Below are 16,684 nucleotides of genomic sequence, written 5' to 3'. Positions count from 1 at the left end.
TAGACCCTACGTTCTAGACGCGGGGAGCGCTCGGCGGCCCGGTGGAGATTGGGTGTAGGTTTTGTGCAGGACCAGGATGCCCTGTGTCTGTCGGTACGAGCGCAATATCGCCCGAACGCGCTTCCGTGAGGGAGTGGGCCCTGACCCCGCGGCGATGAGGTCGGCGCGCTGGACTGGCTGGTCGTCCGCCCGATCCTTGCCGCGCACACAAGGACCAACACGACCACAAAGTTCGCGGTATCGGTCAAATGCACAGGCCATAAACTTCGGCGCCCTCGCCCAGCGTCGCGCCAAAGACCTCGGACATGGACAGACACTCGCCGGTCCCAGGACACTGGGCGAAGTCGTCTTCGCTGTCACCCAGGTAGCAAGTCGCCCGACAACATGGTTGACCTCCGCAAACTGGATGATTGGTGCACATCGAAAAATCCCCGCACGGGCCGCCAGATCCGCTGCAGGGATCTCCGACATTCTGACCTGGATCCGTGACGAGCGTATTGTAGCAAGTAACCGCGCCCATTGGCGTGAACCAGCATGGATCATCGCCCTCGCACCCGACTTGGTTGAGTGGGTTGCAGGTGTGTTCGCTCGAGCTGAGTGTGCAGGTCGCCGTACACGTGTTAGTCGAATCGCACAACTCATCGACCCCCAGGACACTGTCGTTGCAATCTCGTGGCGCACACTCGGCGACGTCGGGATTGACCTTGGCCAAGTCTGCGCGCAACCCATCACACTCGGCCGCGCAGTCTTCAGGGGTCACACCCGGGAGATCGAAGCAGCTGCCCTCGGGACCGTAGGCTGCGATGGTAGCCGCGGTCGCCCCGGGTGACACGACCTTGATGCACTCGATGAATGCGTCGCAGTCGGGGGATGAGCTGTCAGAGGTATCGCTCGTGTCGCTCGTGTCGCTCGTGTCGCCCAGGTCGCTGTCGACGCCGCTGAGAGCACTGGTAGTGTCGCCCGCTTCGCTCGGAGATCCACAGGCGACCAAGAACACGAAGCATGACAACGAAAGCGTGGGGCAGTTCGGCAACATCGGGGCGATGATAGCTAAACGGATCGAGAGCGTCCGGGTTGTTCGGCGGCGACCCGAGATGTGCACGGTGACACCGTGCCGCGGGTTACGCGCAGGCGACCATCGACCTTCGCCGAGTTTCAGCGCCTCGTGGTCGGCGCGATGTGCCTGGAGGTCCACAACGCCACGGGTCCAGCCGGATGACCAGGGCGCCGAGCAGGCCCTTGGGCGACTAACAGCGGCTCGCCGCCGCCGACGGCGATGCTGTAGCTGATCCAGCAAGATCAGCTCACCGCGGACGTCCTGCTGCTCCTGCAGCCAGTCGCCGTAGATCTGCCACGCTTCGGCGTTGCTTGGGTCGTCGAAGATCCCAGCCTCGAGGGCGGGGTTGCGTGGACTCTCGGCCTCGGCCCGCTTGGTCACCGCCACCGCAACCGCGTCGACCGCCACCGCCACCGTGTCGACCGCGACCTCGGCGTAGTGCCCTTGAGGGCGATTTTCGTGGACAAACGAGTCAAGTTTCCGCCCGCTCAAAGGGAGCGCACCCGAAACAACATAGTTCTCCCTCCCCGCAATTGAGGTCGCTTCGGATGAGCGACAGAGGCCGTGAACGTCAGTCCGCCGACGACTGGTGGCGTGGAGGAGCCGTGGTCCCGCACGAGTCGGGAGCCGAGTGTCTCGTCACAGCGAGACACCGATTGGGTCGTAGTTTTAGGGGACTGCGTGCTGTTCGACGTGCCGCTGTTTGTGCTGGAACGCTACCACCCGGTCGACACGCGAAGCTCCGGCAGTTCTTGCTGCCGCCAACTCACGGAGGCGATGTCCATGCAGAGGTCTACATGCTCGACGGTCTGAGGCGGAGCCTCGCTAAATCACCACAGTCATCGTACACCTTGCCGTGCGCAACCGGTGGGCTCACTCGATCCGCACGTCGTCGATCCGCAGCTCGAACGGGCCCGGCGTGGTCGCACCAATGAACACGAACGTCAGCTCGGAGCTGGGCGCACGGATCGCCTCGAGGTCGATCTCCACGAGCGTCCACTCGCGCGCGTCCGCGAGCTCGAAGCTGGCCATGGTCGGCATCGGCGAGCTACCGAACAACAGCACGGCGTGGGTGCCTGGCGTGCCGCGGGCCCCGAACCGCAGCCAGCGCTTGCTCGACAGATTGACGGTCGCTCGCTCGACGCTCGGGAAGAAGTTGGCGCCCGCCCACGCGCGCGTGCCCGCGGCCACCTCCCCGCGGATCAGCAGCGCGCCTTCGCTGCCGAGCATCCCGCCTGCGACCCGGCTCAGCTCGACGCTCGAGGTGCCGCCCGCGACCTCGTCGGTGGCGGGCTCCCAGGCCAAGCCGTACGCGGTCGAGAGGTCGACCTCGAAGTCGGACACGAGCCCCGACTCGCTACCTGGGGGCGGCGGCGCCGACCTCCGCGCCTCGGCGGCGGCGATGGCCTTGGCGATCTCCTGGCGGCGAGTCGCGAGGTCGATCGCGGCGCCGGCCTTCCAGACCCCAACGAGCTCGCGGGTGGCCGCGATGTCGCGCAGTGGATCGCCCTCGACCAGGATCAGGTCAGCGCGGGCCCCCGGCTCGATCCGGCCGCGATCCAACATGCGAAAGCGATCGGCGGGCGTCCGCGTGGCGGCGCGCAGGGCCGCGATCGGCGAGAGGCCGGCGTCGACCAAGAGGCTCAGCTCGACATGCATGGCCAACCCGATCGGCAGGCCGAAGTTGGGGATGTCGGTCCCGGCGATCAGATCGATCCCGGCGGCGTCGAGCTGGCCGATCGTCGTGAGCGCGTGGGTGCACGGACGCGCGCCAGCGTTGGCGTCGAGCATCTCGAGCAGACCGCCGAGCTCACGCGGATCGATCAGCGCCGCGAGCCGAGCGTCAGCCGCGACCTCGCGCACCCGCGGATCCGCGCAGGCCGTCTGCATCACGACCGCCGTGGCGATCACGAACGCGTGGCGCTCGGCGAGCAGCGCGAGGACCTCGTCGTCGGCCGGAGCGTCGAACCACACGTGGGCGAGCCCGTCGGCGCCCGCTCGCAGCGAGCGCTTGGCCGCGGCGAGATCCGAGACGTGCACGACCGCGAGGCGCTCGTGCGCGTGCGCGCCGGCGATCAGGGCCTCGATCGTGGCGAGGTCGAGGTTGCCAAACTCGACCGCAGCGGCGTGGCCATCGTCGTCGACGATCTTGATGTAGTTGACGCCTCGCTCGACCCGCTCGGCCACCCAGGCTGCGGCTTCGTCGGGGCTCGCTACGGTTGGGATCTCCACGCCATACTCGGTCCCGTGGCCGCCCGGCGCGGTCGCCAGTGTGCCCGAGGAGCGCAGCTCGGCCGCGTCTGGGAGCTTGCCCTTGGCTTGCTGTCGCACGATCGCCCGCATCGTGATCTCGTCCATGAACATGTCGAGCACCGTGGTGACCCCGAACGCGGCGGCCTGGTCGAGCTGGCTGATGCTCGAGACGTGGACGTGGCCGTCGATCAAGCCGGGCAGCAAGGTCTTGCCGCGGCCATCGATCACCTCGACCTCCGGGCCCGCCCCGGCGAGCTCGACATGTCCGATCGAGGTGATCACGCCGTCGCGGACGACGACATCCGTCGTCCCGAGATCATCCGCGCCATCGAACACGTGGACGTCATCGAACACCAGCGCGGGGCCGATGATCGGGTCTGAGGGTGGGTTGCTGGGACCACCGCGCTCGCAGGCCGCCCCGAGCGGGCCGAGCACGAGCGCCAGAATCCACAACGGGGCGCGCTGGACTTGCACCGCGCGAGACTACCCCACCACCAGCGCGGGCCTACGGCTCAGCCCAAGCGCGATCGGGGGGCCCCGTCGGCCTGATCGCCGCCACGCAGCCAGACCTCGTCCAGCCAGGTGACCAGAGCGCCGAGCAGGCCCATGCGCTCGTCGGAGTCTGCGGCCTCGTGGGCCCGGAGATCGACGACCTCGGCGACGATCAGCGGCTCGCCCCCGCCGACGAACTCGATCGCCAGGTCGTACTCGCCCATCGCCGTCTCACCCGCCTGCCGGACCTTGGCACGCTTGCTGATCTTGGCGATGCGCTCGCGGGGGATCTCGTAGAGCGCGTCGGGGTAGCGCAGCAGCAGACGATCGTCGAGGCAGATGAACCCGGGCAGGCCAGGACCGCCGTCGGGCTCGGCGATGCGCCGGCTGCTGGCTGAACGTCGGTTGAAGCCGTAGCCGATGATCCCGCTGCCGACGGCGATGCTGACAATGAACGCACTGATCAACCGGCCACGGGCGAACGAGACCACGGCGACTCCAGCCCCGGCGACGACCCCGAGCACGTTGAAGACCGCCTGCGGGATCCGCAGCTGTGGCTGCCGCAGCCAGGGCACGTGAAGGAAGCGCGCGCCATCGTGCTCGAACACGCCTTCGAGGTGCGCGCGTCGGGTCGCCCGCTTGCCGACCCAGACGCGGCGCAGGGCTGCCGGCTTGGCCGCTTCGATTGTGCGCAGCAGCTTGGCGTGGTCCCCTCTTGGGTCGCGGGTCTCGACCGCTGGCGGTGGTTTGCTCAGGTACGCAGGCATCAGCTCGTACCATGCCTGCGGCAACTCCGACAGGCAAGTGATTGGCTATGGCGCAGAGGCGGCTTCGTTGTCCGCGGACTCGATCGCGGGGATCGAGCATCGGCGTCAGTTGGCCACGCCTGCGAGTCGCAGATTTGCGTGATCGGTTCCCCCCGGTTGTGGCACCTACCCGGCGTGACCCGTATCCCGCCGCTTCGTCTCGCCTCGCCCCTGCTCACTCTGGCCCTGTGCGTCGGACCGCTCGCCGCCTGCACGGGCGACGACGGCAACGACGAGGCCGCCGAAAGCGAAAGCGACAGCGACGGCGACCCGCAGTGGCCAATGGCACAGTCGGAGGTCGAGCGTGAGCCCGATCCCCAGCCGACCCAGCCCGAGATCGCGTCGATCGCCGAGGACCAGCTGGCCCTCGCGCTCGACTTCTATCACGCCCTGCGCGTGCTCCCTGACCTGAGCGACGAGGGCTTCTCGGTCTCGTCCTACAGCGTCTCGGCGGCGTTCGGAATGCTCTATGGCGGCACGACGGGTCAGTCCCGTGACGAGATGGAGTCAACCCTGCACTTCTCGCTTGGCGACGAGCGCCAGCACATCGCCCACAACTGGCTCGACTCGCAGCTCGCGGCCCGCAACCTCGAAGGCGTCGAGAGCCCCGACGCCATGCTGGATCCGGTTGTGCTGCAGACCGCCAACGGCGTGTGGATGTCCGAGCACCTCGCCGGCGACATCAACCCCGACTACCTGGATCTGCTCGCCCGCCACTACGGCACGGGCATCCGCCTCGCTGACTTCATGACCAACCCCGAAGGCGAGCGCGAGCGCATCAACCTGTGGGTCTCGAATCGGACCAACACGCTGATCCCCGCGCTGCTGCCCCCGCAGGTGATCGAGGACACCACGGTGATGGTGTTGGTCAACGCCCTATATCTGAAGGCGCCGTGGGACGTGCAATTCGAAGAGGACTGGACCGGTAAGGCGCCGTTCACCAGGCTCGATGCGTCGACCGTCGACGTCGACATGATGCACAATCCCGCCATGTTTGGCCGCTACGGCGCTGGCGAAGGCTACAGCGCGTTCGCGGCCCCCCTGCGGGGCGGGGCCCTGGAGCTCGTGTTCGTGGTTCCAGACGATTTCGCCAGCTTCGAGGCGGCGCTGGACCAGCCGACCCTCGCCAGCGTGATGGCGAGCCTCGAGTACACCGCCGTCGACACCTTCGTGCCGCGCTTCGAGCTCGACAGCGCCTTCGAGCTCTCCGTGCTGTTGCGCGACGAACTTGGGATGCCATCGCCGTTCAGCGACGATAACTCCTTCGATCTGATCGTCCCCGACCTCGGGATCATCACCGACGTCATCCACAAGACCGTGATCAAGGTCGACGAGAACGGCACCGAGGCCGCGGCCGCCACCGCGATCGTCGTTGGCGAGGACGGCGGCGATGAGCCATTTGTGGAGGCGGAGTTTCGGGCCGACAAGCCATTCTTGTTGATGATCCGCGACGCCCCGACCCAGAGCGTGCTGTTCTTCGGCCGCGTGCTCGAGCCGTAGGACTGGTCACGCTTTCACGCCTTGGGCATCTTCGAGGGAATGAGTTTGACCCGAGTCCCTCCGTGCTGATGTACTGATCGGGAGGTCTGCAGAGCAATCGTGCCCACCCAAGCGCCCCCCAGCCCGAACGTCAAGATCGGGGACCTCGTCGACCCTGCCTGTTTGGCACATCAGAACGCTGTCGAGGCGCTTCGTCGGACCGTGGATGCCCGCGCCAAGGCGCTGGATGTCGCGCTCGAGCTCCGAGAAGAGCTGCTGGCGGTCCGGGAGCGGCTGCTCTTGGCCCTGCCGGGTGAGCCGTCCGGCAACCGGGAGGTCGACGCCGCGATTGAGAAGACGACCCAGTCCAGCTGCGCAGCCCGAACGCGGGATCGCCAAGCAAGATGCTCGAGCTCGCGGCGCGTCTGAGGCCGCAGATGGAGGCCGGGGCGTGGCTGGGGTCGGAGACAGGTCGGATCGGAGTTGACCCGGAAGTCGCCGATCGCGTACGCCAGATGCTCACCTCGCTGATGGTCGCGGGGCACTGTGGCATGGTGGTCCTGGGCGCGATTCCCCCGCTCCCGGGTGGCGGGATCACGACGGGGGACGGCACGGAGGCTCACCTCCCGTCGAACCTCGGCGCGTTGGTAGGATCACGACATCTTCGACGGCTCGAGCGAGACGCTGCGGTCCTTCATCGAGTCCAAGGGGAAAGAAGGAGCACCGAGCTCCGGCGGGTAGCGCAGCGGATGGGCTTCTCCCGGAGCGCCGCCGGCTGTAGACCCGCGGCCTTGATCGCCGGGATCCCACATCACCAGGCTACAAGGTCTTGAGATACTCGAGCACCGCGTCACGCTCGGCGTCGCTGAGGTGGTCGCCGAATGTGTGTCCACCGTTTCCGTAGCCGAACAGCGAGGTGTCATAGATATACTTGCGCTCGGACTCTGGGGCGTCGGCCTGCGACGACGTGGCCTCCCACGGCCAGCCGAGCGCGTCCTCGTCGAAGTTGGTGCTGTCGTAGTCGACCCGCTTCCAGGCGCTGGGCCGGGCGCTGCTCGACAGGACCAGCTCGATGCTGGGCACCGAGCCATTGTGAAAATAGGGCGCGGTCGCCCAGATCCCATCGAGCGGCGGCGCCGTGTATCCCGGCACCGGGCCCGAGGTCACGACCTCGCTGATGGTTCCGTAGAATGACTCGTTGAACCACGACTCCAGGTAATTGTAGAACCCGCCCTCGCTGGCGAGATCGACGAAGGCTCGATCGGTGCCGATCACATCCGCGGGGATCAGCATGTTTGGGAAGGTCTCGGCGGAGGGATCGTCGGCGTAGGTGCCGTGGCAGCCCGCGCAGTTGCACTCGAACAGCTCGCGGCCCTGCTCGGCGAGCGGCTCGTCGATTGGAAACGGATAGGCAGGCGCCTCGAGCGACGCGAGGTAGGCCTGCACGTCAGCGAAGTAGTCGACCACCGGGGCGGCCTCCTCGACGCTGTCGGTGCACAGCGAAGAGGCCAGCACCATGGTCCCGCGATGGTCCCCACGCGACATGCCATTGGAGAAATTCGTGGCCTTCTTGCGGGTCCGCCACCACGGCGGTGGATCGGCGGGAATGATCAAGTCCTCCGAGAGCGCGTAGAGCGGCTCGTCGTTCCAGGCCAGCGTGCCCGGGTCGCGGTGAGACAACAGCACAATCGCAAACATCACCGCCGGATTGGCGCCGATCGTCTTCATGACTGAATAGGGCCCAAGCGCGGCGGCCCGAGCCTTGAACTTGTTGAAAGAGGCGTTGGCCTCGCTGGTCTCGGGCAGATCCGGCAGCGGACTGGCGAACTCGCTCAGCGAGGTCGTGAAGTCGGCGGACGACTTGCCAAGCCCAACGATCAGCTCGCCGTTGAAGTAGCCAGCGTGGCACTGCAAGCAATTGGACACGACCAGCTCGCTACCGTCGGACTTGGTGACCACATTCCAAGCGTGGCCGACCTCGGCGTTCTTGCCCTCGCGACCGGGCAGCGGCTCCTCTACACCAAGGACCCCCTCGGCGACGCCAAACAGGGCCCACGGGATGCCGCAGCTGACGTAGTCCTTGGTGAGCAGGGCCTGGTAGCCGGCCTCGGGATCACCGGTGGGTAGTGGCGGCAGCTCGATCGGATGGCCGAGCTCCCAAGGCCCGGTGCAGGCGGGCTCCCCATCGCCGTCTCCGTCTCCGTCTCCGTCCCCGGTCTCGCCCGTGTCGTTCGTGGTGGTGGTGTCGTCGTCGCCCTGCTCGGACGCCGGCACGTCGGTGCAGGCACAGGCCAGTACGGCGAGGGTCACGATGGGGAGTGAGCGGGCCATTTCCGCATCGTACCCCGCAGACCCACCCGGTCCAATGGAAACGATTGGCGGCGACGCGCCGTGTTAGCCTTGCCGCGTGTTTCGCCGCTCGCCGCCGATTGCGATCGTCTTGGAGCACGGCCCCGGCCGCGCAGGGTGAGCGACCGATGCCGGTCAACGACGCGACCGTCACGCAGCCCGCGTTCGGCCCAGATGGGCTGATCTACGTGGCCACGGCCTTCGACACGCGCGCTGATCCTGGGCATCCTCGCTAATTCATGGATGCACTCCTCGACGCGATCGCGGCCGCGCCCGAATCCGACGCCGAGCGCCTCGTCTACGCCGACTGGCTGCTCGAGTCCGGCGATCGCCTCGACGCGCTGGGTGAGCTGGGCGAGCTCATCGTCGCCCAGATCAGCCAGCACACCCGACCAGACGACCCGGACCTCAACCGCCGCGTGGCCCAGCTGATCAGCACGCACCAGTCAAAGGTGCTGGGCGACCTGCCCCTGTCCAAGCCAGTGTTTCGGCGGGGCTTCGTCGAGGCGGCCGAGATCTCGGCGCTCGACTTCACGCAGATCGAAACGACCCTGTTCGAGCGCCTGCCGCTGCTGACGGAGCTGGTGGTCTGGCTCGAAGAACACGGCGCCAACAAGCAGCTCTACGCGTCACCCTCTCTCGGTCGGCTGCGCACGCTCTCGTTTCGTTACGGGCGCAACGCTGACGTCCGGACGCTGGCCAGCAACCCCGCGATCGCGCAACTTCAGAGCCTCGCGTGGATCGGCTGCCAGCTCGGCGCGAGCGGCTGCCAGGCGCTCGCCAACAGCCCGCACCTGGGCTCGTTGCGCGCGCTCGAGATCGGCTCGGACGCGATCGGCCTCGCCGGGACGCAGGCGCTGTCGCGGGCGGCCTTTGCCCCGCAGCTGACCACGCTGCGGCTGTGGAAGGCCGGGCTCGGCCCCGACATGGTCGATCCGCTGCGGGCCTTCGTCGCGCTCGAGACCCTCGAGCTCGGATACAACGAGCTCACGGCCCGCGACGTCGCGGCGATCGCCAACATCACCCCCAAGATCCGCTCGCTCAGTCTGCGCGGCAACCGGATCGGCGCCGAGGCTGTGCCTGCGTTGGCCCCCTTAATGCTCTCGCACCTGGACCTCGACCGCGTGAAAATAGGTGACGCCGGTATCTCGCGGCTGGCCGAGCTCGAGCTCGGGCAGCTCGACACGCTCAACCTCGAGGGCAACGAGCTCAGCGCTGCCGGGGTCCAGCGGCTGGTCGAGCTGCCGCTGCCCAAGCTGCGCCTGCTGATGCTGCGTGGCAACGAGCTTGGCCGTGGCGCCCGGCTGCTCGAACAAAACCTGAGGGCGACACGCGTCGAGCTCGATGGCATGGTTCTGGTCCCAGGTCGCTAACACGTACGAGATCAATCAAACACGATGGCTACCAAGAAGCAGGCAAAGTCGAGCGCGAGCACAACCGTCCCCCAGGTGAACGGCAAGACAGTCGTCGTCACGGGCAAGCTCAGCAAGGTCAAACGAGCAGACGCCGAGGCCAAGCTGACCGCGCTCGGAGCCAAGGTCACGGGCTCGGTCTCCAAGTCGACCGACATCCTGTTCGTCGGCGACAAGCCCGGCTCGAAGCTCGCCAAGGCGGAGTCGCTCGGCGTGCAGGTGCTCGACGAGGACGCGCTCATGGCCGCGATCTCGACCGTCGCCGCAACCGCAACGCCCAAGCCAGCCCCCAACGTACAGACCAGCGCGATCGCGGAGCTGGCCGGAAAGAAGGTCGCCGTCACCGGCACGCTCTCACTCATGACCCGCGCCGAGGCCAAGGCCCACATTCTCGCCGCTGGGGCGATCCCAACTGGCTCGGTGTCCAAGGCCACGGACCTGCTGATTCTCGGCGCAAACGCCGGTTCGAAGCTGCGTACGGCCAAGCAGCTGGGAATCAAGACCCTCAACGAAGATCAGTTCCTGCGCCTAATTCAAGATGACCGGGCGCCCGAGCAGGCCAAGCTCATTGGCGCGCTGTCGGACTTTCTGCCGCGATATCAACAAATGCTCGCGGCACTCGAGGCCCACCCCGACGTTCGGATCTTGGTGAATCACGTCGCGCCGCCGGCCAGCGAAGCGGACATTCGCGCGGTCCACAAACACCTGGGCGCAGAGCTCGACCCGGCGATCCTCAACTTCCATCGCCAGTGCGACGGGCTCTCGCTCATGTGGGTCACCACCGACAACCCCAACGGCGACTCCAACAACACCAGGTTCAACGACTATCACCCAGGCGACGGCGCGATCAACATCTTCCCGCTGAAGAAGACCTTCATCGAGGCCGACTGGAATGACATTCACTACTTTGATTTCATGAAAGACCACGCGGACGATCAGGAGTTCGCCGGCAAGAGCTATCAATTATGGGACTTCTCGAAGTCGCTTCGGGTCTTCGATGAATTCAATATTTACAACATGGCCGGGTTCGTGATGATCGCGGCGGAGGGCGAACCGCTCAACCCGCCGGTCAGCATTGGCGACGACCACGGCGCGTGCTGGACGGACGCGAGGTTGACGGACTTCGAGAGCTACATGGAGACGGTGCTGGCCACGTACGGATCAATCGCGGCGCGGCGGCGGATCTTGCTGGAGTACGCCGGTCACCAGAAAAAGCCGCTGCGGCTGGATCAACGCCACTGGCAAGCGCAGCCAACGGAGCTCGCCAAGGTCCTCGACGAGGTGCGGGAGCGACAGAACTGAGCTTCGGTGGACGCCGCGCCGGGTGCCGACTTCACGACCAGGCATTCGCGCTGCGGCTGGCACCCTGTGCTTCGTCGATCGCCAGGGCATGACGGTGCCTGCGTGGGTCGAGCGCTTCGGGCTGTCGCGCCTCGCAGACTGACGGGCGCACGCTTGCGCTCCGACGCGGGCCGCCGATCCCTCATCGAGTATCATCGTGATCGATGGCGAGAAAGCGAAGGCCACGCGGTGACGCGAGCCGTGACGAAGCACCACGGACCGCGGCCGAGCGCGAGCTGCTCGACGAATTCACCGTGCGCCGCGCAGCAGTCGACGACGCCCTCGCGGCGAGCAACATCCTCCACAGCAAGCATCTGTGCCCGTGCTGCGGTCTGCCGACCCTCGACGAGCGCGGCGACTATGAGTCCTGCGTCATCTGCCTGTGGGAGGACGGGACGAACGAGGCCGATCCTCGACGCGTCAGCCCGCCCAACTACATCGCCCTCGAGCGCGCGCGCATCGACGTCGCCGCTCACCTGCGCGCGTTCGAGAGCGCCCGCGGAGCTCGGCTCCTCGACGCCGGCGTCGACCCGCTCGTCCGCAGCATCAAGCGGTTCCAGGAGCGGCTCCGACGCGGCGAGGCCACGGTCGACCGCGAGGACTTCGCCGCCAACCTCGCCCAGATCCTCGCATTCTGCCCCCATGAATAGACCCACAATTAGCGCGGCTCAATCCAGGAGTCGGCCCTGGTACCCGTCAGGGTTCACGCATCAATCTTCCAAGGGCTCGAAGCCGTGCACAACCCGCCTCGCGCCCCGTCACAGGCATGGTAGTCTCGCGCCGTGGAGCCCAGCTCATCACCACTGTGGGCGCTCGCGGATCGGCTCGGCTGCGACTGGCCGCATCTGCGTGCGGCACACAGCGCCTCGCAAGTCGAACACCAGCGGCTCGTCGGGTTGCTGCAGTCGGCGGTTCCGCCGGACACCTCATTCGTCGCGTTTGGTTCACTCGCTCGTGGCGAGCTCACCTCCGGCAGTGACCTCGACTGGACGCTGTTGCTCGATGGGCGCACCGACAAAGATCACCACCGGGCCGTCCGCGAGCTGTACACACGCCTCGAAGACGCCAGCGTCAAAGCGCCCGGCCCATCAGGCGTGTTCGGCAGCATGGTCTCGAGCTATCCGATCCTGCATCAGATCGGCGGGCAAGACGACACCAACCGCAACACCACCCAGCGGATCTTGCTGCTGCTCGAATCCACCGCCATTGGTCGGTCGCAGGCGCACGAGCGGGTGCTGCGGCTGGTGCTCGAGCGCTACGTGGAAGACGATCGCGGGCTCATCTACGGCCGCGCTGCCCGCTTGGTCCCGCGGGTCCTGCTCAACGACATCGCCCGCTACTGGCGAACCGTCACGATCGACTTTGTCGACAAACAAAAACACCGCAGCGACGGCTGGGCGCTGCGCAATGTGAAGCTCCGCCTGTCGCGCAAGCTGATCTACATCAGCGGGCTCCTGATTTGCTTCTCGCTCGAACTTCACGCCGACAAGTCAACGCTGATCGGCGACGATGACCGCCCAGACCCCACGCGGCTGGTCAACTTCATGCTCCAGCGTGTCCGCTGCCGCCCGCTGGACGCGCTCGCCGAGGTCTGCCTGCGGCCGCTCGTGAAGCCGGACACGGCGCGGGCGCTGTTCGACAGCTACGACGCGTTCCTCGGTGTGCTCGACGATGCCGAGCGGCGTGATCACTTGCGGGGGCTCAGCGTGGACGAGCTCGGCAGCTCGCAGGTGTTTCGTGATGTCTCGCGGCTCGCCCGGCGGTTCCAGGACGACGGCGTGCACCGGCTATTCTTCGAGGATGACCCCACGCTGCGCGAGCTCATTACCCACTATGGCGTGTTCTGATGGCGCCCCCGAGTGACAACGAGTTCGCCGCAGAATGTCCGAACTTTCCCATCATACAGTGAGACGAGTACACTGCTCGCCATGAAACACCTCCCCCTGCTCGCCGGTGCGGTCGGTCTACTTGGCGCAGGCGCCCACTACTTCGCCGTACGCAAGGCGCGGGAGCTGCAGTCGATGCCCAGCCCGGTCTCCCACGCCGTGCTGAGCAAGGAGCCCGAGGGCACGCAGCGGTTCATCGAGCGGCCCGACGGCACACGGATCCGGGCCGTCGTCGCGGGCGAGGGACCCACGGTCGTGCTCGCGCACGGCTATGGGCTCACGCTCGGAGAGTGGAGCCTGGTCTGGACCCGATTGCTCGAGCTCGGCTTTCGCTGTATCGGCTTCGATCTGCGCGGCCACGGGCTCAGCACAATCGGCACCGACGGGATCGGCTCGACCCAGATGGCCGACGACTACGAGGCCCTCTTCGCCGCGTTGGAGATCAAAGACGCCGTGTTGGTCGGTCACTCGACCGGCGGGTTCCTGGCCATCCGCGCGCTGCTCGAGCACCCTTCGCTCGTCGAGCGTGTGCGTGGACTCGTCGGCCTAGCCACGACCGCTGGCCAGGTCATGCGCGGGTCCCCGCAAAACCGCGTGCAGGTCCCCCTGATCAAGTCTGGATTGATCCAGGGAATCGCCAGCTCGCCAACCTACGGCTGGCTGTTTGGTGCCTCGACGTGCGGGGACACCCCCTCGCCAGCGGTGATCCAAGTCTTCAACGAGCTGTTCGTGACCCAGCCACACAGCCGCCTCTGGCCGATCCTCCGCGCGCTCGCTGATGAGAGCGACTACGAGCGGCTCGATCAGATCAGCGTCCCGACCGTCGTGATCTGTGGCGATAGCGATCGCACCACGCCGCGCTGGCACTCGGAGCAGATCGGCGCGCGGATCCCCAACGCGCGCAACGTATGGATACCTGGCAAGGGCCACCTGTTGAACTGGGAGGCGCCCGAGTCCCTCGTCGAAGCGATCGTCTCGCTGCTCTGAGCGCCTCGCTACTGGCTCGCTACTGGCTGGCTACTTGGCGCGGGCGTCCATCGCCCTCGTCCAGCTCGATGCACCGACACACGAGCGAGCGACCGTGACGTTCGAGCACACGACCGAGTCGCTCGTGGGTCCACCTCGCAACCTCGGTGGTCTCCTCGCTCGTGGGGGCGCCGAGCGCGTGGATCGGTCACGCCGCAAGGCTGTCGACTAGCTGCTATGGCTCATCGCAGGAAATGGACGGCGTTGCCCCAAACGGAACATGGATCGGGGGCCGCTGCCCCGTCGGGCAGGTGACCTCTAGTCGTAGCGTTCCGTCGTCCGCCGGCAAACCGTTCAGAACGAATGTTCCGTCCTCCTCGGTCCGTGTGGAACCCATCGTATAGGTCCGCGCATTTCCGTCGCCAATTCGGACAGCGCTGATCTCCGCGAAGCTCACGCCCGTTCCATCGTTGATTTCGGTGAGTCGGCCGTTGAGCGATGTTGTGGCGCCCTCAATCACCAAGTGCACGACGCCGTCCGCTAAACTCATCTGACAGAATTTGCGCCATTCCCCATCACACCAGATCCGCTGGGGAGCGGAGAAAATCATCTCCTCGTCGGACGGCTCGTCGGGCAGGCTGATTTCGCAGGCCCCATCCCCCCCGGTCGTGCACATCCGCACGAACCTTCCGGGAGAATTTGCCCGCACTGATTGGCCTTTTGCGGCTTCGCCTCCCTCGTGGAGAACGAGCAGCTCCACCTTCCATTCATCGGTAGAAGGGATGAGCTTTACATCCGTAACGTCGTCATGTTCGACGACGACTGCGGTTCCGGACCCATCGTGCATGACGTTGCCCAACGAATCGTAAGGCAAGGCCTGCAAGCGCCAAGTGCCTTCGCCAACGGGCCCCACCGAAAACTCTCCAGCGTCGGTCACCTCACCGAGGCGATAATTAGCGTCCGCTTCCGTGCGCAAATCGTTTAGGTCACGACGAGCGATTACAATGAACCTCTGAGAGGGATCTGTGCGCCCCGCGAGGTACCCAAAGATAGAAGCGGCTCGCTCCTCAAACACCAGGTCATGGGTTGTCTCCTCGGTGGCCGTCACCGTGACGGTGTCGCGGATGTCCCGAGTCGCTTGGGCGCACGCGGCGAGCACCTCATAGTTGCCAACAGGAACCCCCGCAATGCTGTATTGGGCTGCCTCAGCACCGACTTGTTGCGTTACGAACTTGTGGGATGGGGTTTTTCCGAGGCTAGCGAGTTCGACATGACTCACACTCGTACAGTCAACGCCTGATGCAAAGCCAATCCACCCACGTACGGTCGCACGCGGCTCGAGCGTGAGGTCTTGGACGACGGTCTCTCCCATCGGCACCCGAAGGTGCGTTGGTCCAGCCCCCCGTGCGCCATCAACGGCTCTCAACTCGAAGTCGCCCGGCCCCAGACCGGTGAACAGAAATTGACCTTCGGCGTTGCTCTTCGTGACCTGTGCGCCGACCCGCGAATGAAGCTCGACTTGTACCCCATCTCGAGATGTACCATCGCTCTCGCGTACGGTCCCTTCGACAGCGGCTTCCGGATACAGCTCGATTCGTCGGTCGCTATCGGGTAGCGGCCCGCGAGATAGAACTGAGCCGTACCCCGAGGCCGAGACGAACAATTGGCCATTTGCCGTCCATAGCTCGAACCTACCAGCATCATCCGTCAGGGCTAGCGCTCCAACTGCCGATTGAGTGTCGCCAAAGACTCGAGCACCCGCGACCGGGCCACCGAAGTGGTCTGCAACCGTCCCAGCGACGGACTTCCCCGCGTGACTCAGGAAGAGGGGCTTTGGTAGCTCGCCTTCGCACCTCGTTCGAATTGACTCCGAGGGCTCGGCTCCTGGTGCGGATGCACCCACCATGCATACGTGGATCTGCGTATCGAGAAATTGGCTCGCAGGGATCCTGAATCGTCCATCCTGGTCCGCGGTCGTGCAGACGACAGGGCCCGAAGAAAACAGGGCAGAACGCCCACAGACTGTGATCTCTCCGTCGAGTTCGAGCGAAGGTGCGACCACCACAACGCCCGTGAGCATCGGCCCCGCGTCCAACCGGAGTTCCAGGTCGTCACGCGCTGTCTCGACAATCCACGATTTTGACTTGTGTTCGGCCATGGTGGCCGGATCCGCACCGACTTCCCGCTCTTCGGGCGGTCCGCTGCGCCACCAATACGAGACCAAGACAGCAAAGGCGAGGAGCATAGCCGCGAAGAGTCTCACTCGCTTCTTGGTTGCGATTGGCTGGCTCATCGTTTGGCTCGCTTCACTTCGAGGGGACTGCGAGGGCAAGGGCTCGTGGCTCGAGACAGTCGCGGTTGACGCTCGAGTCTTTGACAATTGGGTTATTGTTGTTCAGGCGTCACCAACGCTGGATCGGAGCATCGGGAACGTAACATGCTGCGTCAATGCGAAGACGGTTATCCTCGAGTTTTGGTGGGCGCGACGCACGTGACAAATTGCACGTCTGCGCGTTGGGTATTTGAAAGTCCGCGTATACGCTCGATTCGTGCAACCAGCAGCCGATGGTGTTGGCCGTCGACTTCGACGGCGGGGTCCAATGGGGCGACCTGATCGATACGTGACGATCACGTTGTCGCCGC

Annotated in this window: 12 protein-coding genes and 1 pseudogene; 8 read left to right on the top strand and 5 right to left on the bottom strand. The window is 65.9% G+C overall.

What is annotated here, in order from left to right:
- Window positions 1-244: 244 nt before the first annotated feature.
- The 3 genes from DB30_RS01360 to DB30_RS01350 form a co-directional block, all read right to left on the bottom strand.
- On the bottom strand, window positions 245-1,465 hold the full coding sequence (locus tag DB30_RS01360) for a hypothetical protein (RefSeq protein WP_146657805.1): 1,221 nt from the start codon (window positions 1,463-1,465) through the stop codon (window positions 245-247).
- 465 nt (window positions 1,466-1,930) lie between these two features.
- Window positions 1,931-3,784, bottom strand: a complete 1,854-nt coding sequence (locus DB30_RS01355) for an amidohydrolase family protein (RefSeq protein ID WP_052546120.1) — start codon at window positions 3,782-3,784, stop codon at window positions 1,931-1,933.
- A gap of 38 nt (window positions 3,785-3,822) precedes the next feature.
- Entirely contained in the window at window positions 3,823-4,569 is a 747-nt protein-coding gene (locus DB30_RS01350) for a hypothetical protein (protein ID WP_052546119.1), read from the bottom strand.
- Between the two features lie 174 nt (window positions 4,570-4,743).
- Between DB30_RS01350 and DB30_RS01345 the strand changes: the two genes are divergently transcribed.
- Both DB30_RS01345 and DB30_RS01340 read left to right on the top strand, forming a co-directional pair.
- The gene (locus DB30_RS01345) at window positions 4,744-6,108 is read left to right on the top strand and encodes a serpin family protein (RefSeq protein WP_052546118.1); all 1,365 of its coding nucleotides are present in this window, start codon (window positions 4,744-4,746) and stop codon (window positions 6,106-6,108) included.
- Window positions 6,109-6,207: 99 nt separating this feature from the next.
- The gene (locus tag DB30_RS01340; protein ID WP_146657804.1) at window positions 6,208-6,516 is read left to right on the top strand and encodes a hypothetical protein; all 309 of its coding nucleotides are present in this window, start codon (window positions 6,208-6,210) and stop codon (window positions 6,514-6,516) included.
- A gap of 390 nt (window positions 6,517-6,906) precedes the next feature.
- Here the strand turns inward: DB30_RS01340 and DB30_RS01335 are convergent, their stop codons facing one another.
- The gene (locus tag DB30_RS01335; RefSeq protein WP_052546115.1) at window positions 6,907-8,418 is read right to left on the bottom strand and encodes a c-type cytochrome; all 1,512 of its coding nucleotides are present in this window, start codon (window positions 8,416-8,418) and stop codon (window positions 6,907-6,909) included.
- Window positions 8,419-8,675: 257 nt separating this feature from the next.
- Here DB30_RS01335 and DB30_RS01330 point away from each other — a divergent pair, with 257 nt between their 5' ends.
- From DB30_RS01330 to DB30_RS01310, 6 genes and pseudogenes are all read left to right on the top strand, one after another.
- Window positions 8,676-9,809, top strand: a complete 1,134-nt coding sequence (locus DB30_RS01330) for a TIGR02996 domain-containing protein (RefSeq protein WP_052546114.1) — start codon at window positions 8,676-8,678, stop codon at window positions 9,807-9,809.
- Between the two features lie 81 nt (window positions 9,810-9,890).
- A pseudogene (locus DB30_RS42990) lies at window positions 9,891-10,091 on the top strand (BRCT domain-containing protein); the annotation flags it as partial.
- Window positions 10,089-11,150 (top strand): SMI1/KNR4 family protein, encoded by a 1,062-nt coding sequence (locus DB30_RS01325; protein ID WP_146657821.1) that lies wholly within the window; start codon window positions 10,089-10,091, stop codon window positions 11,148-11,150. The pseudogene DB30_RS42990 and the gene DB30_RS01325, both read left to right, overlap by 3 nt.
- Window positions 11,151-11,353: 203 nt before the next feature.
- Window positions 11,354-11,839, top strand: coding sequence for a CPCC family cysteine-rich protein (locus tag DB30_RS01320; protein WP_052546112.1), 486 nt, complete (start codon window positions 11,354-11,356; stop codon window positions 11,837-11,839).
- Window positions 11,840-11,971: 132 nt separating this feature from the next.
- Window positions 11,972-13,036, top strand: coding sequence for a nucleotidyltransferase domain-containing protein (locus tag DB30_RS01315; protein WP_052546111.1), 1,065 nt, complete (start codon window positions 11,972-11,974; stop codon window positions 13,034-13,036).
- Between the two features lie 81 nt (window positions 13,037-13,117).
- Window positions 13,118-14,062 (top strand): alpha/beta fold hydrolase, encoded by a 945-nt coding sequence (locus tag DB30_RS01310; protein WP_052546110.1) that lies wholly within the window; start codon window positions 13,118-13,120, stop codon window positions 14,060-14,062.
- Window positions 14,063-14,276: 214 nt separating this feature from the next.
- On the opposite strand, the gene DB30_RS01305 is transcribed toward DB30_RS01310, so the two are convergent.
- Window positions 14,277-16,334 (bottom strand): carboxypeptidase-like regulatory domain-containing protein, encoded by a 2,058-nt coding sequence (locus tag DB30_RS01305; protein ID WP_146657803.1) that lies wholly within the window; start codon window positions 16,332-16,334, stop codon window positions 14,277-14,279.
- Window positions 16,335-16,684 lie beyond the last annotated feature (350 nt).

This window comes from Enhygromyxa salina, assembly GCF_000737335.2.
Lineage (GTDB): Bacteria > Myxococcota_A > Polyangia > Nannocystales > Nannocystaceae > Plesiocystis > Plesiocystis salina_C.
Note: the sequence above shows the minus strand (reverse complement) of the source record. Positions and strands in the feature narration are given on the sequence as shown.